At 68.0% G+C, this 20,044-nt stretch carries 25 protein-coding genes; 6 read left to right on the top strand and 19 right to left on the bottom strand.

Annotated features, from left to right (window positions below; translation table 11 throughout):
* From EIK80_RS09255 to EIK80_RS09240, 4 genes are all read right to left on the bottom strand, one after another.
* Positions 1–594, bottom strand: a complete 594-nt coding sequence (locus EIK80_RS09255) for a hypothetical protein (RefSeq protein WP_125156710.1) — start codon at positions 592–594, stop codon at positions 1–3.
* A gap of 75 nt (positions 595–669) precedes the next feature.
* The gene (locus EIK80_RS09250) at positions 670–1,035 is read right to left on the bottom strand and encodes a hypothetical protein (RefSeq protein ID WP_125156709.1); all 366 of its coding nucleotides are present in this window, start codon (positions 1,033–1,035) and stop codon (positions 670–672) included.
* Entirely contained in the window at positions 1,032–1,931 is a 900-nt protein-coding gene (locus EIK80_RS09245; protein ID WP_125156708.1) for a hydroxymethylglutaryl-CoA lyase, read from the bottom strand. Before EIK80_RS09245 ends, EIK80_RS09250 begins: the two co-directional genes overlap by 4 nt.
* Positions 1,928–3,616, bottom strand: coding sequence for a glycosyltransferase family 39 protein (locus EIK80_RS09240; protein ID WP_125156707.1), 1,689 nt, complete (start codon positions 3,614–3,616; stop codon positions 1,928–1,930). The genes EIK80_RS09245 and EIK80_RS09240 overlap by 4 nt, the downstream gene beginning before the upstream one ends.
* Positions 3,617–3,785: 169 nt before the next feature.
* Here EIK80_RS09240 and EIK80_RS09235 point away from each other — a divergent pair, with 169 nt between their 5' ends.
* Both EIK80_RS09235 and EIK80_RS09230 read left to right on the top strand, forming a co-directional pair.
* Positions 3,786–4,511, top strand: a complete 726-nt coding sequence (locus EIK80_RS09235) for a glycosyltransferase family 2 protein (protein WP_125156706.1) — start codon at positions 3,786–3,788, stop codon at positions 4,509–4,511.
* Between the two features lie 91 nt (positions 4,512–4,602).
* Entirely contained in the window at positions 4,603–5,025 is a 423-nt protein-coding gene (locus tag EIK80_RS09230) for a hypothetical protein (protein WP_125156705.1), read from the top strand.
* On the opposite strand, the gene EIK80_RS09225 is transcribed toward EIK80_RS09230, so the two are convergent.
* Positions 5,019–5,483, bottom strand: coding sequence for a tRNA (cytidine(34)-2'-O)-methyltransferase (locus tag EIK80_RS09225; protein WP_125157320.1), 465 nt, complete (start codon positions 5,481–5,483; stop codon positions 5,019–5,021). The genes EIK80_RS09230 and EIK80_RS09225 overlap by 7 nt on opposite strands.
* 205 nt (positions 5,484–5,688) lie before the next feature.
* Here EIK80_RS09225 and petA point away from each other — a divergent pair, with 205 nt between their 5' ends.
* Genes petA through EIK80_RS09210 form a run of 3 tightly spaced genes read left to right on the top strand, consistent with a single transcriptional unit; the run spans position 5,689 to position 8,392 of the window.
* The gene (gene petA, locus EIK80_RS09220) at positions 5,689–6,240 is read left to right on the top strand and encodes a ubiquinol-cytochrome c reductase iron-sulfur subunit (protein WP_125156704.1); all 552 of its coding nucleotides are present in this window, start codon (positions 5,689–5,691) and stop codon (positions 6,238–6,240) included.
* A 5-nt stretch (positions 6,241–6,245) separates the two neighbouring features.
* On the top strand, positions 6,246–7,532 hold the full coding sequence (locus tag EIK80_RS09215) for a cytochrome b/b6 (RefSeq protein WP_125156703.1): 1,287 nt from the start codon (positions 6,246–6,248) through the stop codon (positions 7,530–7,532).
* Positions 7,533–7,537: 5 nt separating this feature from the next.
* On the top strand, positions 7,538–8,392 hold the full coding sequence (locus EIK80_RS09210; RefSeq protein ID WP_125156702.1) for a cytochrome c1: 855 nt from the start codon (positions 7,538–7,540) through the stop codon (positions 8,390–8,392).
* A gap of 71 nt (positions 8,393–8,463) precedes the next feature.
* On the opposite strand, the gene EIK80_RS09205 is transcribed toward EIK80_RS09210, so the two are convergent.
* The 6 genes from EIK80_RS09205 to ychF form a co-directional block, all read right to left on the bottom strand.
* Positions 8,464–8,934 carry a GNAT family N-acetyltransferase gene (locus EIK80_RS09205; RefSeq protein ID WP_125156701.1) on the bottom strand — a complete coding sequence of 157 codons (471 nt, stop codon included), beginning with the start codon at positions 8,932–8,934 and terminating at the stop codon, positions 8,464–8,466.
* Entirely contained in the window at positions 8,934–9,701 is a 768-nt protein-coding gene (locus tag EIK80_RS09200; RefSeq protein ID WP_125156700.1) for a hypothetical protein, read from the bottom strand. Before EIK80_RS09200 ends, EIK80_RS09205 begins: the two co-directional genes overlap by 1 nt.
* Positions 9,702–9,796: 95 nt before the next feature.
* Complete coding sequence (locus tag EIK80_RS09195) at positions 9,797–10,315, bottom strand: histidine phosphatase family protein (RefSeq protein WP_125156699.1); 519 nt, start codon at positions 10,313–10,315, stop codon at positions 9,797–9,799.
* Between the two features lie 31 nt (positions 10,316–10,346).
* On the bottom strand, positions 10,347–11,027 hold the full coding sequence (locus EIK80_RS09190) for a dienelactone hydrolase family protein (protein ID WP_125156698.1): 681 nt from the start codon (positions 11,025–11,027) through the stop codon (positions 10,347–10,349).
* On the bottom strand, positions 11,027–11,707 hold the full coding sequence (locus EIK80_RS09185) for a dienelactone hydrolase family protein (protein WP_125156697.1): 681 nt from the start codon (positions 11,705–11,707) through the stop codon (positions 11,027–11,029). The genes EIK80_RS09190 and EIK80_RS09185 overlap by 1 nt, the downstream gene beginning before the upstream one ends.
* A gap of 66 nt (positions 11,708–11,773) precedes the next feature.
* On the bottom strand, positions 11,774–12,874 hold the full coding sequence (gene ychF / locus EIK80_RS09180; protein ID WP_125156696.1) for a redox-regulated ATPase YchF: 1,101 nt from the start codon (positions 12,872–12,874) through the stop codon (positions 11,774–11,776).
* 131 nt (positions 12,875–13,005) lie between these two features.
* On the opposite strand from ychF, the gene EIK80_RS09175 reads away from it, so the two are divergent.
* The gene (locus EIK80_RS09175; RefSeq protein WP_125156695.1) at positions 13,006–13,836 is read left to right on the top strand and encodes a pirin family protein; all 831 of its coding nucleotides are present in this window, start codon (positions 13,006–13,008) and stop codon (positions 13,834–13,836) included.
* A 14-nt stretch (positions 13,837–13,850) separates the two neighbouring features.
* Here EIK80_RS09175 and EIK80_RS09170 read toward each other — a convergent pair whose 3' ends face one another.
* From EIK80_RS09170 to EIK80_RS09135, 8 genes are all read right to left on the bottom strand, one after another.
* Positions 13,851–14,708 carry an alpha/beta fold hydrolase gene (locus tag EIK80_RS09170; protein WP_125156694.1) on the bottom strand — a complete coding sequence of 286 codons (858 nt, stop codon included), beginning with the start codon at positions 14,706–14,708 and terminating at the stop codon, positions 13,851–13,853.
* 23 nt (positions 14,709–14,731) lie between these two features.
* Positions 14,732–14,980 (bottom strand): helix-turn-helix transcriptional regulator, encoded by a 249-nt coding sequence (locus EIK80_RS09165; RefSeq protein WP_125156693.1) that lies wholly within the window; start codon positions 14,978–14,980, stop codon positions 14,732–14,734.
* The gene (locus EIK80_RS09160) at positions 14,980–15,582 is read right to left on the bottom strand and encodes a DUF2975 domain-containing protein (protein WP_125156692.1); all 603 of its coding nucleotides are present in this window, start codon (positions 15,580–15,582) and stop codon (positions 14,980–14,982) included. Before EIK80_RS09160 ends, EIK80_RS09165 begins: the two co-directional genes overlap by 1 nt.
* A 57-nt stretch (positions 15,583–15,639) precedes the next feature.
* Positions 15,640–16,389: a tetratricopeptide repeat protein gene (locus tag EIK80_RS09155; protein WP_125156691.1), complete on the bottom strand. Its 750-nt coding sequence runs from the start codon at positions 16,387–16,389 to the stop codon at positions 15,640–15,642.
* 2 nt (positions 16,390–16,391) lie between these two features.
* On the bottom strand, positions 16,392–17,009 hold the full coding sequence (pth, locus tag EIK80_RS09150) for an aminoacyl-tRNA hydrolase (protein ID WP_125156690.1): 618 nt from the start codon (positions 17,007–17,009) through the stop codon (positions 16,392–16,394).
* A gap of 90 nt (positions 17,010–17,099) precedes the next feature.
* Entirely contained in the window at positions 17,100–17,699 is a 600-nt protein-coding gene (locus EIK80_RS09145) for a 50S ribosomal protein L25/general stress protein Ctc (RefSeq protein WP_125156689.1), read from the bottom strand.
* Between the two features lie 157 nt (positions 17,700–17,856).
* A complete protein-coding gene (locus EIK80_RS09140; RefSeq protein WP_125156688.1) occupies positions 17,857–18,912 on the bottom strand; it encodes a hypothetical protein in 1,056 nt (351 codons plus the stop codon).
* A 139-nt stretch (positions 18,913–19,051) separates the two neighbouring features.
* Positions 19,052–19,990 carry a ribose-phosphate pyrophosphokinase gene (locus EIK80_RS09135; protein ID WP_125156687.1) on the bottom strand — a complete coding sequence of 313 codons (939 nt, stop codon included), beginning with the start codon at positions 19,988–19,990 and terminating at the stop codon, positions 19,052–19,054.
* Positions 19,991–20,044 lie beyond the last annotated feature (54 nt).

Here is a 20,044-nt window from a genome sequence, read left to right as displayed (position 1 = left end):
TCAGGGGTCGCCTGGCGGTTCACCTTCGAACGCCATCACACCCAAGGCAGGCAATTTCGCCATCCGCCGGGCCAGCGCCAGCATCTCGCTTTTGGTGTTTACGCTGCAATAGCGGGTCTGAAGAATGTCCAGCGGCGGCCCGCCCTTCACCGACGCCTTCGGACAGAGCCTTTGCAGGACCTCGAAACGCGTTATCGAGCCCTTGCCTGGCGCGCCCGCCAGCAGAATGTAGTCGCTGCCTGGCCGTGCGCCCAATTGCAGGACCCAGAGTTCCTTGTCGTGTTCGCGTCCCAATGAAATCAGGAATGCTGGGCGGCTGTCCCCGAAAGCCCGGGGCGCGTCGCCGTGGGAGATGGTCATCCAGCAGTGGAAGACACCATAGTTCCCGAAGCGGTACCATTGGTCGTCCCCCTCGGTCGGCTTGTAGAGCCAGTCGCCGAGACGCAAACGATGCGCGCAGCCGAACGTGTCGCCGTCGGTGAAATGCTGGGGCCAGACGGCGTCGGTTCTCGGTGACCACAGCGGCCTGTCGGAATGGACGAGGTCGGCCTCCTGAGCGCAAGCCGGAGCCGCGCATAGAAGGGCGAGGATCATGCCGGCGAGGGACGATCGAAGGAGCATCGCGCCAGATTGCACGAGCGCTGGCGCTCCACCAATGGTGATGGCCGCCTACATCGGTCCGATCGTCTCGAACCGAAGCCCGCGCGGTCCTTCGATCGAGGTCGGAGCCTTCACGCTCTTCGCCGGCAGAAGCGCTCTGTAGCGCTGATACAACGCCGTCGCGTCGCGGCCCGTCTTCACCGTCAGGCACTGGTCGAACTCGCCCTCGCGGCCCCAGGGCTTGCGTTCCGAGCGGGCGATGTCGGGGTCGGCCTTGACCATGTCCGCCACCGTCGCGGCCAGCGGCTGGTCGATCCCCATGCCGTAGCTGCCGAACTTGATCGTCACGTCGCAGCGGGCGACCGAGCCCCCGTCGACGGGGGCGGCGGCGCAGGCGGCCAGGCCCAAGGTCAGCAGGGCGGCGAGGCGGATCATGCGGGGAAACCTCCGGCGCGGGCCAGGGACGAGGCGGGGGCCTTGCCCAGCTTGGCGCTGATCTCGCGGCCGATCTCGATCAGGGCCGCCAGATCGTAACCCGTCTCGAAGCCGGCCCGTTCCAGCATATAGACCAGATCCTCGGTCCCGATATTGCCCGTGGCGTTCGGCGCGAACGGGCAGCCGCCCAGGCCGCCGACCGAGGCGTCCAGCACGTCGACGCCGGCCTCGACGCTGGCGTAGGCGTTGGCCAGGCCCGTGTTGCGGGTGTCGTGGAAGTGCATCCGCAGGCGCGTGTCCGGCGCGGCGGCCCGCGCCGCCTCGATGCGCTTGCGGACCGTCCAGGGATCGGCGACGCCTATGGTGTCGGCGATGGCGATCTCGGCCACGCCCAGGGCGGCGGCCTCGCGGACGATGGCCACCACCTGATCCTCGGAGACCTCGCCGTCGAACGGACAGCCGAAGGCGACCGAGATGGTCGCGGTGATCGGCGGGCCGCCCTCGACCGCCTGGCGTTCGGCGATGGCGGCCAGCGCATCGATCTGCTGGCGGACGGTCGCGCCCTGGTTGGCCAGGCCGAAGCCGTCGGAGGCGCAGACCACGACATTGGCCTCGTCGCACTGGGCCGCGACGCAGCGCTCCCAGCCGCGCATGTTCAGGACGAGGCCGATCCGCGCGTGCTCCAGGTCCGCGGACAGGGCGGTCATGATCTCTTCCGCGCCCGCCATCTGCGGCACGCGGTTGGGGTTCACGAACGACACGACCTCGGTGCGCCTGGCGCCGGCGGCCTCCAGTTTGCGGATGAGGTCGAGCTTCTCGTCGACCGACAGGGACAGCTTTTCGTTCTGCAGGCCGTCGCGCGGCCCGACCTCGACGATCTGGATGAAGCGGCTCACGGCTGGACCTCGTCTTCGGGAGCGGCGGCCCGTGGCTCGCCGCGGTAGATGGTCAGGCGTTCCTGGTCGCCGTCGGAGTAGTTCAGCCCCTCGACCGTCGCGACGGGATGGGGAGTCAGGCCAAGGCCGGCCAGGGTGTCGCGGAAGGTCTTTTCCTCGCGCCCCTCCACCACGGCGGGGCGGCCTTCGACGACCGCCTGGGCCGCGCCCTCGCCGTCGGTCAGTTCGGTGGCGGTCCCCAACTGGAAGATCAGGCTGGGCTCGGAATAGCCGGTCAGGGCCACCGGGCCGGCCGCGCCGGAGCGGGGTGAGAGCCGGGTGCGATCCAGGGCGTCGGCGACATCCTTGGACAGGAACAGGGGCTCCAGGCGGGGGATCAGGCCGGCGGTCAGGGCGATGTGGGCGCCGACGCCCAGCACTCCGGCGGTGACCAGGGCGCGGGCCGAGTGGCGGCGCAGCAGCAGCACCGCTCCGACGATCCCGGCGGCCAGGGCCAACAGGGCGGCCAGGACGGTCCAGGCGATGTCTCCGCCGGTTCCGAACTGGACCTGTCCATAGACGGCCACGGCGGCCAGCAGCGCGCCCATCAGCACCGACAGCCCGCCGCCGATGAAGCGGGCGAGCCTGCCCAGCGGCTCGCGCACGGCCGCGGCCATCAACATGGCCAGGGCGCCGTAGGCCGGCAGCTCGTAGTGGACCAGCTTGGTCGGCAGGATTTCGAACATCAGCCAGGTCGGGACCAGCCAGCAGACGGCGAAGCGCACGCCAGGCTCGCTCCGCTTTTTCCAGCCCACGACGAGGCCGGCGGGCAACAGCAGGGTGGCCGGGAAAGACAATAGCGGGGCCAGGAGGGCGTGGTAGCCGAAGGGGCCGGCGTGACCTTCCTGGCCGCCGGCCAGCTTGGGCGCGAGGTCGCCGCCCACCGCCGCTCCCCAGAAGGCGCCGTCGGTCGCCACCGTGATCATCATCGCCCAGGGCAGGCAGATGGCCGCGAACAGGATCAGCCCCCAGGTCCAGCCCAGGTCCTTCATCCAGGCCGCCTTGCGGTCCCAGAGGGCCAGGCCGACCAGGGCCAGGATCGCCACCAGCAGGCCGACCGGGCCCTTGATCAGCGCCGCGATCGACAGCCCCAGCCAGAAGGCCAGCTTGGTCCATTTTCCGGCCTTCTCGCCCCTCAGCTGGGCGGCGTAGACGCGGGCCAGGGCGGCCATGGCCAGGGTGGTGGTTCCGCACAGGGCCGCGTCGGTCTTGGCTATGAAGGCCTCGGTCGACAGCAGGAAGGTCGCCCCCAGGATCGCGCCGGCCAGCAGACCTGTGCGCGGGTCGAACAGCGCCGCCGCGCCCCAGGCGCAGGCCGCCGCCGCCAGCATCGCGCCCAGCAAGGACGGGATGCGATAGGCCCAGATGCGCCGATCTTCCGCATCGGAGAACGCCTTGACGCTGATCGCTTGCAGCCAGTGGATGCCGACCGGCTTCTTGAAGCGCGGCTGGTCCTGGAACTTGATGACCACATAGTCGCCCGTCTCCAGCATCTGGGACGTTGCCTGGGCGAAGCGGGATTCGTCGCGGTCCAGCGGCGGCATGGCGAACAGGCCGGGCAGGCCGGCGATCAGGGCGACGAGCGCGGCGAAGACGGGGCCTCGCCACCCGCGGCTCCAGACATCCAAGCGAGATTCAAGCGTCATGGCCGCAGCTTTAGCACGATCCTTCCGCAAGAGCGCGATAGCCGAAAGTGGAGGTCGGCTTCGGCGTCAATCGCGATCTAACCTTTTGAATAAACGCCTGTTTGTCCTTTTCAAAAGCAGGTTTTTGAAAAGGACAGGCCTCGACGAATTTTTCGGCTATTAGAAGCCCATGACCGCCACCCCCGATTTTTCCATCGTCGTGCCCGTCTTCGACGAGGGCGAGGCCGCTCCGAAGCTGGCGCGTGAAATCGCGACCGCTTTCGCCGGCGACAACTACGAGATGATCTTCGTCGACGACGCCAGCCGCGACGACACCAAGGCCCGCCTGATCGCCCTGAAGGCCGAGATTCCGCGGCTGCGCGTGCTGAGCCACCAGAAGAATTCCGGCCAGAGCCGCGCCGTGCGCACGGGCGTCCTGGCCGCGCGCGCTCCGATCATCGTCACCCTGGACGGCGACGGCCAGAACGATCCCGCCGACGCCCCGCGCCTGGCCAAGGCTCTGCTGGCTGGCCCCAGGACCCTGGCCCTTGTCGGCGGCGAGCGGGTCAAGCGCCAGGACTCGAGCGCCAAGCGCTTCGCCTCCAAGTTCGGCAACGGCGTGCGCAAGCGTCTCCTGAAGGACACCGCCAACGACACCGGCTGCGGGCTGAAGGCCTTCCGCCGCGAGGCGTTCCTGCGTCTGCCGTACTTCGATCACATCCACCGCTACATCCCGGCCCTGATGCTGCGCGAGGGCTACGAGGTGAGCTTCCAGCCGGTGAACCATCGTCACCGCGAGAGCGGGGTGTCGAAATACACCAATTTCGGCCGCCTCAAGGCCTCGATCTCCGACCTGCTGGGCGTGATGTGGCTGCAGTCGCGCGCTCGCGATCCCCAAGGCGTGGAAGAAGCTTAAGCGTCACGGGCGAGGCCGCTTCACCCCCGGCGAAAATCCGGCTACGCCTTAACCAAGACGGCGGCTTGCATCCGCCGTAGGGGGAAGTTCGATGTTCGCTGCGGTTCCGCTGCTGGCCTTGCCGGTCATCATCTACAATCTGATCGCCCTGACCCTGGCGGGCGGCTTCAAGGCCATGGACGCCAGTGTCCGCATGACCGACCGGCTGTTCACCATTCACATGACCTCGCGCGCCGAGTGGGGCGTCAGTCTGGGCGACCTGCTGCTGGCCGCCTCGCTGGTGGTGCTGTTCGTAGAGCTGCTGAAATCGACCACCAGCCGCAAGATCGCGATCATCAACCACTCGCTGTCGATGGTGCTGTTCATTCTGTGCCTGGTCGAATTCCTGCTCGCACCGGCCTTCGCGACCTCGACCTTCTTCCTGATCACCCTGATGGTGCTGCTGGACGTGCTGGCGGGGTTCATCGTGACGATCGTCGCCGCGCGGCGGGACGTCGATTTCGGCGATCACTGATCGCCCGGAAATCCGCCCGTCTGCCTTAGGGCCTCGCCCAGGGCCATCGCCGCCGTCGTCGCCAGGTTCATCGAGCGCGTCTCGGCGCGGATCGGAATGACGATGCGGCCTTGCGCCGCCGCGTGGACCTCCTCGGGCGCGCCGCGACTCTCATTGCCGAACAGCAGCGTGTCTCCGGGTTCGAACGAAAACCTGTGGAAGGGCGTGGCGCCTTTGGTCGTGAACAGCAGCAGGCGCCCGTCAACGCGCTCCGGCGCCTTAAGGAAAGCCTCCCAGCTGTCGTGGCGCGTGAGGTGCGTCAGGGGCCCATAGTCCAGGGCCGCGCGCTTCAAGCTCTTGTCATCCAAGGGAAAACTACAGGGCTCGATGACGTCGAGCCCGACCCCGAAGCAGGCCGACAGCCGGATGGCCGCGCCGACGTTTTGGGGAATGCCTGGTTGAAAAAGTGCGATACGCATAATAAGCGAACCAACCACAAGGGCAGCAGGGGCTTTGCCGGGAATCGAAAGGGCTTGCGGACTCGGTCCGCGCGTCCGATACGACGATCCGACCGCTGCCTTGTGGCGGAGATCCGCTTGCGGGTCGAGCAAGATATGGCGCTGAAAGGCGCTTCTCCAAGTCGGACCGCTTTTCGCGGACCGGCGGAACTAGAGGGTGACGTAGGTGGCCGACACCGCCGTGGGCGCAACGACCGAGCCGGAACACGGGAGCGATCCCTCCCGGCGCGACTTCATTCACATCGCCGCGATCGCGGCCGCCGCCGGCGGCGCCGCGACCCTGGTGTGGCCGTTCATCGACCAGATGAACCCGTCCGCCGACACGCGGGCCCTGGCCTCGACCGAGTTCGACCTGACCAAGGTCGCCGAGGGCCAGCAGGTCACGATCAAGTGGCGCGGCAAGCCGCTCTTCGTGCGCAATCGCACCAAGGCCGAGATCGCCAAGGCCGTCGCTGACGACCACGCGGCGATGAAGGACCCGGCCACGGACGCCTCGCGCGTCAAGCCGGGCAAGGCCAATTGGCTGATCGTTGGCGGCAACTGCACCCACCTGGGCTGCGTGCCGACCTTCGGCGGTGGCGAATACGGCGGCTGGTTCTGCCCGTGCCACGGCTCGGTCTATGACACCTCGGGTCGTATCCGTAAGGGCCCCGCGCCCCTGAACCTGGTGGTTCCGGAATACGCCTTCCTCACCGACACCAAGGTCAAGATCGGTTAAGCGAGATGAGCGGACATTCGACCTATCAACCGAAGACCGGCATCGAGCGCTGGCTTGACGCCCGTCTGCCGATCATCCGCCTGGGCTATGACTCGTTCGTCGACTATCCCACGCCGCGGAACCTGAACTACTGGTGGACCTTCGGCGGCATCCTGTCGCTGTGCCTGGCCTCCCAGCTGATCACCGGCATCATCCTGGTGATGCACTACAATCCGAGCGCTCAAGGCGCCTTTGCTTCCGTCGAGCACATCATGCGCGACGTGAACTACGGCTGGCTGATCCGCTACATGCACGCCAACGGCGCGTCGATGTTCTTCATCGCCGTCTATATCCACATGCTGCGCGGCCTCTACTACGGCTCCTACAAGGCGCCGCGTGAAGTGCTGTGGCTGCTGGGCTGCGTGATCTATCTGCTGATGATGGCCACCGCCTTCATGGGCTACGTCCTGCCCTGGGGCCAGATGTCGTTCCACGGCGCCGTCGTCATCACCAACCTGTTCGGCGCCCTGCCGCTGGTCGGCGAGAGCATCACCACCTGGCTGTGGGGCGGCTTCGCGGTCGACAACCCCACCCTGAACCGCTTCTTCTCGCTGCACTACCTGCTGCCCTTCATGATCGCGGGCGTCGTGATCCTGCACATCTGGGCCCTGCACGTGGTCGGCCAGAACAACCCGACCGGCGTCGATCCGAAGTCGAAGGCCGACACCGTCGCCTTCACGCCGTACGCCACGGTGAAGGACGGCTTCGCGATGAGCGTCTTCCTGATCCTCTTCGCCTTCTTCGTCTTCTACATGCCCAACGCCCTGGGCCATGCCGACAACTACATCGAGGCCAACCCGCTGGTGACGCCGTCGCACATCGTTCCGGAATGGTACTTCCTGCCGTTCTACGCGATCCTGCGCGCCGTTCCGGACAAGCTGATGGGCGTGCTGGCCATGTTCGGCGCCATCGCCTGCATGTTCGCCCTGCCCTGGCTCGACACGTCGAAGGTGCGCTCGATGCGCTACCGTCCGACCGCGAAGATCTACTTCCTGTTCTTCCTGGTGGCCTGCATCGTCCTGGGCTTCTGCGGCGCCAAGCTTCCGGACGATCCGGTGATCCCGCACCTGACCACGTTCCAACTGGGCGGTTCTGACCTGAACAGCTTCGTGTGGCTCAGCCGCGTCGCCTCGCTCTACTACTTCGCTTTCTTCCTGGTCGTGCTCCCGGTCCTGGGTCTGGTCGAAAAGACCCTGCCGGTTCCGGACTCGATCGCTTCGCCGGCCCTCTCGGCCGACGCTCATAAGGGTTGATCCCGATGCTCCGCAAACTCTCGGCTATCGCGGCGGCGGCGGGTCTCCTGGTCGTCGGCGCCGCTGGTCCGGCGCTCGCCAGCGGCGGCGCGCTGAAGGCCAAGGAAGTCCACTGGTCCTTCGAAGGCCCGTTCGGCAAGTTCGATCAGGCCCAGCTGCAGCGCGGCTACAAGGTCTATCGCGAGGTCTGCTCGGCCTGCCACGCGATGAAGCTGGTGGCCTTCCGCAACCTCGGCGACAAGGGCGGCCCCTTCTACAGCGAGAAGTATCCGAACTCGAACGACAACCCGTGGGTCAAGGCGATCGCCAAGGACTACGAGGTCGCCGACATCGACGGCGAGACCGGCGACGCCATCAAGCGTCCGGCCACCAGCGCCGATCACTTCCCCGCGCCCTTCGCCAACGAAGCCGCGGCCCGCGCCTCGAACGGCGGCGCCCTGCCGCCGGACATGTCGCTGCTGGCCAAGGCCCGCGAGGAAGGTCCGAACCACATCTACTCGGTGGTGACGGGCTACGTGGATCCGCCGAAGGGCCTGAAGGTTCCGACCGGCGGTCACTACAACCCCTACTTCCCGGGCGACCTGACGTCGGCCTGGTCGGGCAGCCACGAGCATGTCCCGCCGGGCGGTTTCATCGCCATGGCCCCGCCGCTGAAGGCTGGCCTGGTGACGTTCGACGACGGCACCAAGTCGACCCTGGACCAGCAGGCCAAGGACGTCTCGGCGTTCCTGATGTGGGCCGCCGAGCCCAAGCTGGAAGAGCGCAAGCAGACCGGCTTCGCCGTGCTGATCTACCTCGTCCTGCTCTCGGGCCTGCTGTACGCCAGCTACAAGACCGTCTGGCGCAACGAGTCGCACTAAGCAGGCTCAGCGCCAAAAGGACTGAAGTTCGAAGGGCCCGGTGGCGACACCGGGCCCTTCTTCTTTGGGGGTTACAGGTCCAGCCGCCACACGATCAGCGACCCGTCCTCGCTATCCTCGCGCTCGCCCACAGCCTGGAAGCCGTTGCGGCTCAGGACCGTCTGGGATGCGGGGTTGTCGACCGAGGTCTCGGCGGTCAGGGCCAGTAGGCGGTTATCCCTTCGCGCCCAAGCCGCCAGATCGGCGACGGCGCGGGTGGCGACGCCTCGGCCCCAGCGGGTGGGAGCGACTCCATAGCCGATCAGCAAGGATCGATCGGCCGCGTCCAGCGGCTGGACGGAGGAGATCAGGCCCACGACCTCGCCGTCCTCCACCATCATCCAGGCGCTGGGGCTGAACACCGCGCGAATCCGGTCGGCCAGTTGCGCCAGCATGTCCAGCACCTCCGGTGGAGCCACCGGGCTGTCGGCCAGGCGATAGGGGGCTGGCGCCTCGCCGCGCAGCAGGGCGGCGAAGTCGTCGGGCTTGGCTTCGATCAGCATCAGGGCGCGACCGACAAGGTGCGGGCGTCGGCCGACAGGCGCAGGCGGTGGCGCGCCCATAGCGCCGTTCCCAGGGTTCCGTCGACGCCCTCGGGCAGATCGTCGGCCAGGGTGGCGGGGACGTTCTCGGCCAGCACGCCTGCGATCGACAAGGCGCGGAGCCGCGCCGGCGCGATGTGGCGGGCGTTCGTATCCAGCTTTCCGGTCGCGGCCGCCCCGCGCGTGGAGAGGCGGGTCATGGCCTTGGAGGCGGTGTCGATGGCGAAGGCTCCGCGCAGGGCCGTGGGACCATCGCTGACGGCCGCGGCCAGGGTCGGCAGGCCGTCGATTACCTCGACCGGCAACACGACCTGACGGCGGGCCTTCCAGGGCTGGTCGATGCGCACCCGGCAGTGGGCGAAGTCGATCTCGACGCTGTGGCCGGCCAGGACGTCCATGCCGATGACCCCGGCGATCGGGGTGACGAAGCCGGCGCCGCGCGCGTCCAGGTCGGCGACCTTGACCGACACGGCCGGAACCTTCAGCCCGGCGACCTCGACCGACAGAGTCAGCTCGGGCGCGGTGACGCCCTCCATCTGGGCCTTGGTCTCATGCAGCAGGGTGCGCGGGGCCGAGAGGTCGAGAACATAGTCGCCGGCCATGTCGGCGATCACCGCCGGGACGATCACGGCTCCGTTCTCGAACCAGCACGCCGTCTCGCCGGCCCGCGCCGCGCCGGCGAGGGGCAGCGAAAGCAGCAGGGCCAGGGCGGTTACGCGAGAACGCATGGGCGCCAGCGTAGCGCAGCCATGACGTCCGCGCGATGGTCTCGACACCGTCGCCATCGCCGTCACCCTCTCGGCGGGCGAGCCCGCCTAAGTCCTCAACAGGCCTGGGTCGGCGCGCCGTAGCGGGCATGGATGGCCTTGGGCGTCGCGCCGCCCAGCTGAATGACGGTCATGTGGTCGTATTCGCAGTCGGTCAGGACCTCCGGCGCGGGATCGCCCAGAGCGCGGGCGATGTCGGTGACCGTGTTGCTGTGGCCGACGATCAGCACCGTGGCGTCGGCGGGCGCCTCGCGGGCGGCCTCGGCGACGCGCTGGGCGTGAGCGGGTGCGCCGCCGTCCAGGGTGATCGGGACGATCTTCAAGCCGGCGGCCTCGGCCGTGGGTTGGCCGGTCTGCTGGGTGCGCCTCAGCGGTGTCGCCAGCACCATCGAGACCTTGGACCCGGCGAGGCTGGCCGCCAGCGCCCGGGCGCGGGCCTGGCCGGCCGGGGACAGGTCCGGATCGCCGTTGGGCGAGACCTTCTCGCCGTGGCGAACGATCACCACCGTCTGGGCCAAGGCTGGCGAGGCGGCGAGCAGCAGCGACAGAATGGCGACGGTCAGTGAGCGGATCATCCGCCGAGCCTAGGCGGGGCTTGGCGCGCGCTCAAGCCTCGCCCTTGCCCCCGCCCGAGCGCTGGAACAGCTGCAAGGTTCGCAGCATCGCCAGGCGGGCGCTGTCGGGATGGTGGCCGCTGGGCGCCACGAAGGCGTGGCCGGCCTCGTAGAGATAGATCGGCAGGTCCGGGTGGACATCGCGGATGGCCTCGACATCGGCCAGCGGGATCAGGCTGTCGGTCTTGCCAAAGTGCAGAATGGTCGGGACCTTGGGCGTCTCGTCGCGATAGGCGACGATGTCGCCGCCATAGAAGGCCGACACCGCCGTGAGCCGCTCGCAGCGGCAGGCCGCCAGCCAGGCCGTCGTGCCGCCATAGCAGAAGCCCATGGCGAACACCGGACCGTCCAGGGCGTCGATGCAGGCCTGGACGCGGGGCAGGGTGGTTGCACCCCAGCCCGTCAGCTTGCCCATGGCCATGCGCGCGTCGAGGATCGCCGGCGTCAGGTCCTCGACGGGGAAGTCGGCGTCGGCCGCGTCCATCAGGCTGGGGACGATGACCTCATAGCCCTGCTCGCCCAGGCTGTCGGCCAGTCCGCGCAGATGCGGGGTCACGCCCCAGATGGCGTGCAGCATGACCACCCCGCCGCGTCGGGCCTCCTGGGGCAGGGCGTGATAGGCGGCGAAGGGCGAGCCGTCTTCCTTGCACGCCAGGGCGATGCGTTCGCCCATCAGGCGGCTCCGTTGGCGACGAACAGCGCCAAGGTCCGCGCGCGGGCCAACTCGGCGTCGGCGAGATCGCTGTCGGGCCGGCCGTCATTGTTGAAGCCGTGGCCGCTGTTTTCATAGATGTGGACCGGCACGTCCGGATGAGCGGCCTGGACCTTGGCCTTGACCTCGTCGGCCGGGATATGGGCGTCCTTGCGGCCCAGGTGCACGACCACCGGCGCCTTCAGCGACAGCTCGGCGTTGGCGGCGATCATGCTGCCATAATAGGCCGAACCCGCCGCCAGGCCCTTCAGCCGGCCGGCCGCCAGCCAGACCAGCGAGCCGCCCAGGCAGTAGCCGACCGCGAACACCGGGCCGCGCGCCGCCAGCTCGTCGATGCAGGCCTGGATGTCCGACAGCATGGCGTCGATGCCGACCTTCTGCACATAGCTGACGCCGGTCTGGAAACCCGTCGGATCGTGCTCGGCCACGAAGCCGGGCTCGGCGCGGTCGAAGATCGACGGGGCCAGAACCTCGAAGCCCAGGGCCGCCCAGCGCGCGACGTCGGCCTGGACATACTGGTCGAGGCCGAAAATCTCCTGGACCACGACCACGCCGCCCTTGCGTGCGCCGTTCGGCTGGGCGTGCAGGGCGGTGAACGCGAAGCCGTCGACGGCGGAGGTCAGGGTGACGGTGTCGGACATAGGCGTGCTCCCCAATGAGAAACGGCCGGGGCGTTTCCGCTCCGGCCGCTGGTCTGTTCTGAACGCTTAGACGTTGAAGCGGAAGTGCATCACGTCGCCGTCCTTGACGACGTAGTCCTTGCCCTCGGCCCGCATCTTGCCGGCTTCCTTGGCGCCGTTTTCGCCGCCCAGCTTGATGAAGTCGTCGAAGGCGATGGTCTCGGCGCGGATGTAGCCCTTCTCGAAGTCGGTGTGGATGACGCCGGCCGCCTGCGGGCCGGTGTCGCCGACATGGATGGTCCAGGCGCGGGCTTCCTTGGGACCCACCGTGAAGTAGGTCTGCAGGTTCAGCAGGGTGTAGGCCTCGCGGATCAGGCGGTTCAGGCCCGGCTCCTCCAGGCCCAGGGTCTCGAGGAATTCGGCGCGTTCGGCGGCGTCCAGCAGGGCGATCTCGCTCTCGATCTGGGCCGAGATGACGACCGACTTGGCGTTGTCCTTGGCGGCGCGGGCGGCGACCTGGTCGCTGTACTTGTTGCCCTTGTCGGCCGAGCCTTCGTCGACGTTGCAGACATAGAGGGCCGGCAGCGACGTCAGCAGCTGCAGCATATGCCAGGCCTTCTCGTCCTCGGCGTCGATCTTGGCGGCGCGCGCCGGGCGGCCTTCGCGCAGCAGGGCCAGGGCGATATTGGCCAGGCGCAGCGTGTTGGCGCTTTCCTTGTCGGCGCCGACCTTGGCGCGCTTTTCCAGGGCGGGGACGCGCTTTTCCAGGCTCTCCAGGTCGGCCAGCATCAGCTCCATCTCGATGATCTCGAGATCGCTGATCGGGTCGATACGGCCTTCGACGTGGACGATGTCGCCGTCCTCGAAGCAGCGGGCCACGAAGGCCACGGCGTCGCAGTCGCGGATATTGGCCAGGAACTGGTTGCCCAGGCCTTCGCCCTTCGACGCCCCGCGCACCAGGCCGGCGATGTCGACGAAGGTGATCCGGGCCGGGATGATCTCCTTGGAGCCGGAGACCTTGGCCAGGGCCTCCAGGCGCGGCTCGGGCACGGCGACCTCGCCGGTGTTGGGCTCGATCGTGCAGAATGGATAGTTGGCGGCCTGGGCCGACGCCGTCTGGGTCAGGGCGTTGAACAGGGTGGACTTGCCGACGTTGGGCAGGCCGACGATGGCGACTTTAAGGGCCATGGAACTCTCGTGAATTTCGTTGGGCGGGCGATTAGCACGGATGGTCGGGAAAGGCGAACTGGCCGGGGGCCTGGGGCCCTCTTGCAAGAACTGCAACCAGATCAGATATCAAAGGCGAAAAGGAGCTTCCCATGAGCGTTCGTCCCGTCCTGAAGATCGTGAAAGGCATGCCCGCCTCGGATGGCGACGGCGTGCGGCTGACCCGGATGCTGGGCACGCCCGAGGCCCAGATGTTCGATCCGTTCCTGATGCTGGACTGCTTCGACAACGACCAGGCGTCCGACTACATGGGCGGCTTTCCCGACCATCCGCATCGCGGCTTCGAGACCGTGACCTACATGCTGGAGGGCCGGATGCGGCACCGCGACAACACGGGCCGCGAAGGCGTCATCGGGCCGGGCGGCATCCAGTGGATGCGGGCCGGCAAGGGCATCGTCCATTCCGAGATGCCCGAGCAGGCCGAGGGCCGGATGCGCGGCTTCCAGCTGTGGGTGAACCTGCCGGCCAGGCTGAAGATGAGCGCGCCCGGCTACCAGGAGTTCGAGAGCGATGCGATCCCGGTCGAGGCCCGCGACGGCGGCGTCTCGGTCAAGGTGATCTCCGGCGTGACCGACGGCGGGACCACGGGCCCGATCGGCGGGGGCGCGGTCGACGCCCTCTATTTCGACGTCGTGCTGCCGGCCGGGACCGTGTTCGAGGAGCCGGTCGGCGACGACCGCAACGCCATGCTGGCGGTCTACGAAGGCCAGGTTCGCGTCGCCCACGACACGATCGACGCGCTGTCGGGCGTCTTCCTGGGGCGTGGCGACACGGTGCGGGTCGAAGCCGTCACCGACGCGCGGGTGCTGCTGCTGGCCGGCCGTCCGATCGACGAGCCTGTCTTCTGGCACGGCCCGTTCGTGATGAACTCCCGCGAGGAAATCGTGCAGGCGTTCGAGGATTTCCAGCGCGGGCGGTTCTGAGGGGGATCCTCCCGTCAGGGAACAGGTTTGGCGGGAGTCTCCATGAACGCCGTCACCCGCTCGGCGAAGTCTCGCGGCCGCTCCAGGTACATGAAGTGCCCCGCGGCCGGCACGACGTCGCGGCGCGCGCCGGGGATGGCGCGCTCCAGGACCTTGCCCTGTTCCTGAACGTCCTTGATGTCGACCTGGCCGACGAGGATCAGGGTCGGAACGCGGATGTCTCCAAGGCGCGGCTTGGCCGGGGCGGCGGGCGGCTGTTCCCGGGTTCCGGCGGTCAGGTTGCCGGGGTGGGCCTTCAGCAGGGCCTTGACCCGTTCGCGCTGGGGCGCGGCGTTCTTCGTCAGGATGTACGGGTCGCGCGCCACGCTGTCGGTCAGGCCCATCTTGAAGAGGACGAGCAGCTTCAAGGCGCGGAAAATGAAGCCGAACGAGGCGTCGAAGCCACTGATCCAGGGGCCCGCCAGCACGAGTCGATCCACCTGCTCGGGATGGGCCAGGGCGTAGTCGACCGCCAGTCCCGAGCCCGAAGACGAGCCGACCAGGGTCGCGTGCGGGGTGTCCAGCGCCTTCAACAGCACCGCCAGATCGTCGACGGGGCGGTAGGGATGGGCGGCCGGCGGCGAGGCGCCGTAGCCTCGCCGGTCATAGCGGATCACCTTGAAGCGCTGGCAGAGCATGGGCCAGACGTCGTCATAGGCGGCCGAATGCAGGACGCCGTCGTGCAATAGCACGATGGTCCTGGTTCCCGCGCCGCAGGTCTCGTAGGCCAGCCTGCCATCCGGAACCTGGACGAACCCGGTCTCGGCGCGAGCCTGGACGCCGAACAGCAGGCAGCCGGCGGCGATCGCCCGGGCGGGCGTTGAAAATCTCATGGCTGGTCTCCGAAATGACGCCGTCAGCCGGCGCGTTTGACGCTCTCGCCCACGACGTCGGGCGGTTGCTCGGGTTGGTATTCGAGGATGTCGCCGGGCTGGCAGTCCAGGAAGTCGCAGATCGCTTCCAGGGTCTCGAACTTGACGCCCTTCACCTTGCCTGACTTGAGCAGGCTGAGGTTGGCGTCGGTGATCCCGATGGCGCGGGCCAGGGCGTTGGAGCGCACCTTTCGGCGGGCCAGCATCACGTCGAGGCGCAGGACGATCGGCATCAGACGAAGGCCTCGCGGTCTTCCTCGATCTCGCGCCCGACCTGCATGACCTGGCCGATCACGAAGACCAGCAGACCCAGAACGAAGGCCTGCAGGCTGGCCATGTGCGCCCAGTTCCTGTCGATCTCGTAGCCGGTGGCCGACAGCGCGACGTGGCAGAGGAACGGCGAGACGGCGTAGGCGCACAGCCAGCCGCCGGTTCGGCCGAACCGACGGGCCGCGTCGCGCGAGAACACCTCGCCCCGGGCGTAGCCGCCGAACAGGGCGCGCAGGCTCCAGAAGATCATCAGGATGGGGGTGGCGCGCGCGACGCCGACCACGACATAGACCAGGCGGTGGACCAGAGGCAGAGATCCGAACGCCACCGAATTGGCGGGGCCTTCGCCGATGTAGCAATTGTCCGGCCCGATACGGACCAGCTCGCCCTTGTAGAACAGCATGACCGCGATCGCCGTGACCAGGATGGCGGCCGACAGGGCGACGAGGCCCGTGAACAGCCAGACGGCGGCCCGGCTGCCCAGACGCGCGCGGCGTTGCGCCAGGCTCTCCGGCGGCGCGGCCGGCGCGCGGTAGAGCGGTTTCAGATGCAGAACCGTGGCCATGACGTCCTCCGTGACGCCATGGTCGATTCTAAAAAACTTTCTGTCAATCGATATGTATCAATTCAGCGCCGCGGCCGCGAAGTCCCGCCAGGTCTTGGCTTCCTTGCGGAAATGGGCGTGGGTCTTGGACAGGCGCTTGTCGATCTCGGCCAACTGAGCGCGGGCCTCGTCCTTGCGACCCATCCGGGCGAGGAAGACGGCGTAGCGGGCGATGCCCTCGAAGCCCGGATAGTTGTCGGCGGCCCAGGAGAGCGCGGTCTCGGCCTGCTCCTCGCGGCCCAGGGCGTGATAGACGCGGCCGAGCGCCAGCATGATGTGGGCCGTGCGGCCGCCCGTGGGCGTCTCGCCCAGCTTTTCCAGCAGCGGCAGGGCCTCGGCCGGGCGGTTCAGCTCGATCAGGGCGTTGGCGCGGCCCAGCAGCAGTTGCGGATCGTCGGCGTACATGCCGGTGAGGCTGTCGGCATAGAGCTTTTCGGCCTCGGCGTGCTTGCCCAACTCGGTGGCGGCGACGGCCAGGCGTACGCGGTTGGCGACGGTGGGGGCGTCATCGACGGCCTGAGCGGCCTCGCGGTACTCGCGCCGCGGATCGATGGCCTTGCGCGCCGCCTGGCCCATCTTCTGGGCGGTGCGGCCGCCAAACCAGGCCGGGGCGATGATGGCGACGAAATAGACGATTCCGCCGATCGGCTGGAAGGCCAGGATGATCCACAGCCAGTACATCTGCTGGCCGGTGCGGACCGCGTGGACGCACAGGGCGATGGCGATCAGGAACGACAGGCCGATCAGGGGCAGCGGAAGCGAGAACATCGTCAGTCGTCCTTGGCGGGTTTGCGCGGGTCGGCCTTGGGCGCGGGCGCCAGGCGCATGACCTCGGCCTGATAGCGCTCGTCGTCGCCCGCGGCGGCGAAGGGAAGGGCCTCGGCGATGGCGTCCAGCATCGGGTCCAGCCACCGGTGCTCGACCTTGTGGAAGTCGCCCAGCACATAGTGCATGACCGCGTCCTTGTGGCCTGGATGGCCCACGCCGATGCGGCCGCGGCGGAAGGCGTCGCCGACCTGGCTGGTCACCGAGCGGATGCCGTTGTTGCCCGCCGCCCCGCCGCCGGCCTTCATCCGGAAGCGCCCCGGGGCCATGTCGATCTCGTCGTGGAAGACGATGACGTCGGCGGGCGACAGCTTGAAGAACTTCATGGCCTCGCCCACGGCGCGGCCGCTCTCGTTGTAATAGGTCTTGGGCTTGAGCAGCAGCAGCTTGACCGGGCCGCCGGGCGTGACGACCTGGCCTTCGCAGGCCAGACCCTGGAAGCGCGCGCGCCACGGGGCCGTCCCCCACTTCCGCGCCAAGGCGTCGACGGCCATGAAGCCGACGTTGTGGCGGTTCTTCTCGTACTTGGGCTCGGGATTACCCAGGCCGGCGAGGATCAGCATCGCTTGGATCTCAAGACTTCAAACGAAAACAGGCGGACCCGAAGGCCCGCCCGTTCCGTAAAACAATTCGGTCGGATGACCGAGAGGCGATTAGGCCTCGGCCGTGGTGTCGCCGGCGTCCGACTGGGCGGCCGACGAGGCCTTCAGGGTCGCGATGACGAAATCGCGGTCCATGGCCGGCTTCACGCCTTCCGGCAGCTTCACTTCCGAGATGCGGATGGTGTCGCCGATGTCGTGGTTGGCCAGGTCGATGACCAGTTCTTCCGGGATCTTGTCGGCCGGGCAGGCCAGTTCGACGGTGTGACGGATCACTTCCAGCGAGCCGCCCTTCTTCATGCCGACCGAGATGTCCTGGTTCTTGAAGTGAACCGGCACTTCGATCTTGATCAGCTGGTGCTCGTCGACGCGGTACAGGTCGAAGTGGACCGGCTCGTCGGTGACCGGGTGGAATTGCACGGCCTTGGCGATGACCGATTGTTTTTCTTCGCCGTGCTGCAGCGTGACCAGGTGGCCCAGCAGCTTGCCGGTGTACAGCGACTTGCGGAATTCGTTGGCGCGCACGGCGATGTTCACCGGGGCCTTGCCGCCGCCGTACAGGGTGCCCGGGATCTTGCCTTCGCGACGGACGGCGCGGGCCGCGCCGGTGCCGGCGCCTTCACGGACTTCAACGTTCAGAATGATCTCGGCCATGGTGGCGTCTTTCTAGAGAGCCGGATGCTCTCTTCTGTGACCCGGCGCCTATGGCTGTATTGCCACGCTCGCCAGCGTCGTTTTGGGGTCGCGCTACATACACAAAAGGGCCGGGCGACGCAACGCCCGGCCCTTTCGGCTGGATCGAGGGGAAGGATCAGCTCTTCTTGGTGGCCGCCTTCTTGGCCGGCGCCTTCTTGGCCACGGCCTTCTTGACCGGCTCGGCCTTCGGCGGCGGAGGCGGTTCCGGCGGCAGGGTCGCGCCCGAGGCCTTGACCACGCAGGCGCCGGTGTCGATCAGGATGTGCTGGCCCAGGCAGAAGATGTCCTCGTAGTGCGGCTTGGACACGGCCAGGCACTGGTAGAGGTTCAGCTTGGCCATGTTCAGGCAGTTGCCCGTGGCCCAGTCGGCGCTGAGGGCGTCGATCGAGGCCAGGTTGTTGTCGCCGGCCGCGCCTAGAGCGGCCAGGGCCGCGACCGCCAGGCCGCGGATCACCACGGGCTGGTAGGGGGCGGGGGCCGCGCGCGGGGTCAGGCCCAGCGACTGACCGCCGGTCGAGGCCTGCTGCAGTACGGCCACGTCGGCGCTTTCGGCCAGGGCGGGGGTCGCCGACAGCGACTTGGCGGACGCCAGGCGACCGTCGCGATCGACGACCGAGCCCTTCGACCAGGTCGACTTCTGCACGTCGTAGGCGGCCTGTTTCACGGCCTTGCCGGCCATGTAGACCTTCAGGCCGTCACGGCCGATCGTGTCGATGATCAAGCCGGCGGCGCTGTCGCTGCCCTTGAACACGGCCGCGTAGGAGGGGTTGGAGAAGATGTTCGTGATCATCTCCTGGCGCTGGGTCGGGTTGGCCGCCACCTCGCGCACCGAGGCGACGAAGGTGGGATCCTGCAGGGCCAGGACGGCGGCGTAGGCCACCGCGCCGTTCATGAACGATTTGGCCTCATAGGCCGCGCCGATCTTCAGCGAGGCCTGGATCTGCTCGCCGTTCTGGAAGGTGGGGGACACCGCGCCGGCGCGGGCCATGTAGCCGCGGAAGGCGCTGGCCCGCTCGACGATGCTGGCCGACAGGGTGATCGGCGGCGGCGGCGGCGGCGCCTGCACGAGCGGCGGGGGCGGCGGCGGCGGCGAGCTACAGGCCGCCACCAGGGCGGCCAGCGCCACGACGGTCGTCGTTAGAACGACGCGCGTACGCGAAAAAGAACGCATTTTCTGAACATCCCCATCAAGTCTTGGGGCGCGCATAGCAGCCCGGGTCGGCGAGATTGTGACTTCGCCCCGTTAACCAGACTTTTACAAGCGTGGCCGTGCGCGAGGCGAGTTCGCGCTCGCGCCTCGCCCGATAGGCTCAGTCGAACAGCTTCGACACCGATTCTTCGTTGGCGATGCGGCGGATGGCTTCGCCGATCAGCGGCGCGCACGAGACGTAGCGGATCTTGGGACAGGCCTTGGCCGGGTCGGAGGCCTCGATCGAGTCGGTGACCACCAGTTCGGTCAGCACCGAATTGGCGACGCGGTCGACGGCCGCGCCCGACAGCACGCCGTGGGTGATGTAGGCGCTGACCGACTTGGCGCCGTGGCTCATCAGGGCCTGGGCGGCGTTGCACAGGGTGCCGGCCGAGTCGGCGATGTCGTCGAACAGGATGCAGCGGCGATCCTTGACGTCGCCGATGATGTTCATGACTTCCGACTGACCCGGGCCCGAGCGGCGCTTGTCGACGATGGCCAGGTCGGCGTCGTCCAGGCGCTTGGCCAGGGCGCGGGCGCGGACCACGCCGCCGACGTCGGGCGACACGACCATCAGGTCGTCGCCCATGGCGTAGTGCCGGCGGATGTCCTCGGCCATCAGGCGCGAGGGCAGCAGGTTGTCGGTCGGAATGTCGAAGAAGCCCTGGATCTGGCCGGCGTGCAGATCCATCGTCAGGACGCGGTCGGCGCCCGAGCGGGTGATCAGGTTGGCGACCAGCTTGGCCGAAATCGGCGTGCGGCCGCCGGTCTTACGGTCCTGGCGGGCATAGCCGAAATAGGGCAGCACCGCGGTGATCCGCTTGCCCGACGCGCGCTTCAGGGCGTCGATGCAGATCAGCAGCTCCATCAGGTTGTCGTTGGCCGGATAGCTGGTCGACTGGATGACGAAGACGTCCTCGCCCCGCACGTTCTCGTCGATGGTGACGAACACCTCGAGGTCGGCGAACCGGCGCACCTGGGCGCGGGTCAGCGGCATGTCGAGATATTCCGCGATCGCCTGGGACAGCGGGCGGTTGGAGTTGCCGGACAGCAGCTTCATGGGGATATCTCGGGGGTGGGGGGCGGCCGATGCGGGGCCTTCTAGCAGCGATCG

It is taken from the genome of Caulobacter sp. 602-1, from assembly GCF_003931565.1.
GTDB lineage: Bacteria > Pseudomonadota > Alphaproteobacteria > Caulobacterales > Caulobacteraceae > Caulobacter.
Note: the sequence above shows the minus strand (reverse complement) of the source record. Positions and strands in the feature narration are given on the sequence as shown.

Coding starts and splice junctions, on each gene's coding strand:
- ychF (WP_125156696.1), bottom strand. CDS start 12,874: ATGGCCCTTAAAGTCGCCATCGTCGGCCTGCCCAACGTCGGCAAGTCC.
- EIK80_RS09235 (WP_125156706.1), top strand. CDS start 3,786: ATGACCGCCACCCCCGATTTTTCCATCGTCGTGCCCGTCTTCGACGAG.
- EIK80_RS09205 (WP_125156701.1), bottom strand. CDS start 8,934: ATGCTGATCGAAGCCAAGCCCGACGACTTCGCCGCCCTGCTGCGCGGC.
- EIK80_RS09255 (WP_125156710.1), bottom strand. CDS start 594: ATGATCCTCGCCCTTCTATGCGCGGCTCCGGCTTGCGCTCAGGAGGCC.
- EIK80_RS09210 (WP_125156702.1), top strand. CDS start 7,538: ATGCTCCGCAAACTCTCGGCTATCGCGGCGGCGGCGGGTCTCCTGGTC.
- pth (WP_125156690.1), bottom strand. CDS start 17,009: ATGCTGATCCTCGCCGGCCTGGGTAATCCCGAGCCCAAGTACGAGAAG.
- EIK80_RS09185 (WP_125156697.1), bottom strand. CDS start 11,707: ATGTCCGACACCGTCACCCTGACCTCCGCCGTCGACGGCTTCGCGTTC.
- EIK80_RS09135 (WP_125156687.1), bottom strand. CDS start 19,990: ATGAAGCTGCTGTCCGGCAACTCCAACCGCCCGCTGTCCCAGGCGATC.
- EIK80_RS09195 (WP_125156699.1), bottom strand. CDS start 10,315: ATGATCCGCTCACTGACCGTCGCCATTCTGTCGCTGCTGCTCGCCGCC.
- EIK80_RS09145 (WP_125156689.1), bottom strand. CDS start 17,699: ATGGCCGAGATCATTCTGAACGTTGAAGTCCGTGAAGGCGCCGGCACC.
- EIK80_RS09170 (WP_125156694.1), bottom strand. CDS start 14,708: ATGAGATTTTCAACGCCCGCCCGGGCGATCGCCGCCGGCTGCCTGCTG.
- EIK80_RS09190 (WP_125156698.1), bottom strand. CDS start 11,027: ATGGGCGAACGCATCGCCCTGGCGTGCAAGGAAGACGGCTCGCCCTTC.
- EIK80_RS09230 (WP_125156705.1), top strand. CDS start 4,603: ATGTTCGCTGCGGTTCCGCTGCTGGCCTTGCCGGTCATCATCTACAAT.
- EIK80_RS09160 (WP_125156692.1), bottom strand. CDS start 15,582: ATGGCCACGGTTCTGCATCTGAAACCGCTCTACCGCGCGCCGGCCGCG.
- EIK80_RS09140 (WP_125156688.1), bottom strand. CDS start 18,912: ATGCGTTCTTTTTCGCGTACGCGCGTCGTTCTAACGACGACCGTCGTG.
- EIK80_RS09240 (WP_125156707.1), bottom strand. CDS start 3,616: ATGACGCTTGAATCTCGCTTGGATGTCTGGAGCCGCGGGTGGCGAGGC.
- EIK80_RS09215 (WP_125156703.1), top strand. CDS start 6,246: ATGAGCGGACATTCGACCTATCAACCGAAGACCGGCATCGAGCGCTGG.
- EIK80_RS09200 (WP_125156700.1), bottom strand. CDS start 9,701: ATGCGTTCTCGCGTAACCGCCCTGGCCCTGCTGCTTTCGCTGCCCCTC.
- EIK80_RS09155 (WP_125156691.1), bottom strand. CDS start 16,389: ATGTTCTCGCTTCCGCTGCCCCTGATCGGCCTGTCGTTCCTGATCGCC.
- EIK80_RS09165 (WP_125156693.1), bottom strand. CDS start 14,980: ATGCCGATCGTCCTGCGCCTCGACGTGATGCTGGCCCGCCGAAAGGTG.
- EIK80_RS09175 (WP_125156695.1), top strand. CDS start 13,006: ATGAGCGTTCGTCCCGTCCTGAAGATCGTGAAAGGCATGCCCGCCTCG.
- EIK80_RS09225 (WP_125157320.1), bottom strand. CDS start 5,483: ATGCGTATCGCACTTTTTCAACCAGGCATTCCCCAAAACGTCGGCGCG.
- EIK80_RS09250 (WP_125156709.1), bottom strand. CDS start 1,035: ATGATCCGCCTCGCCGCCCTGCTGACCTTGGGCCTGGCCGCCTGCGCC.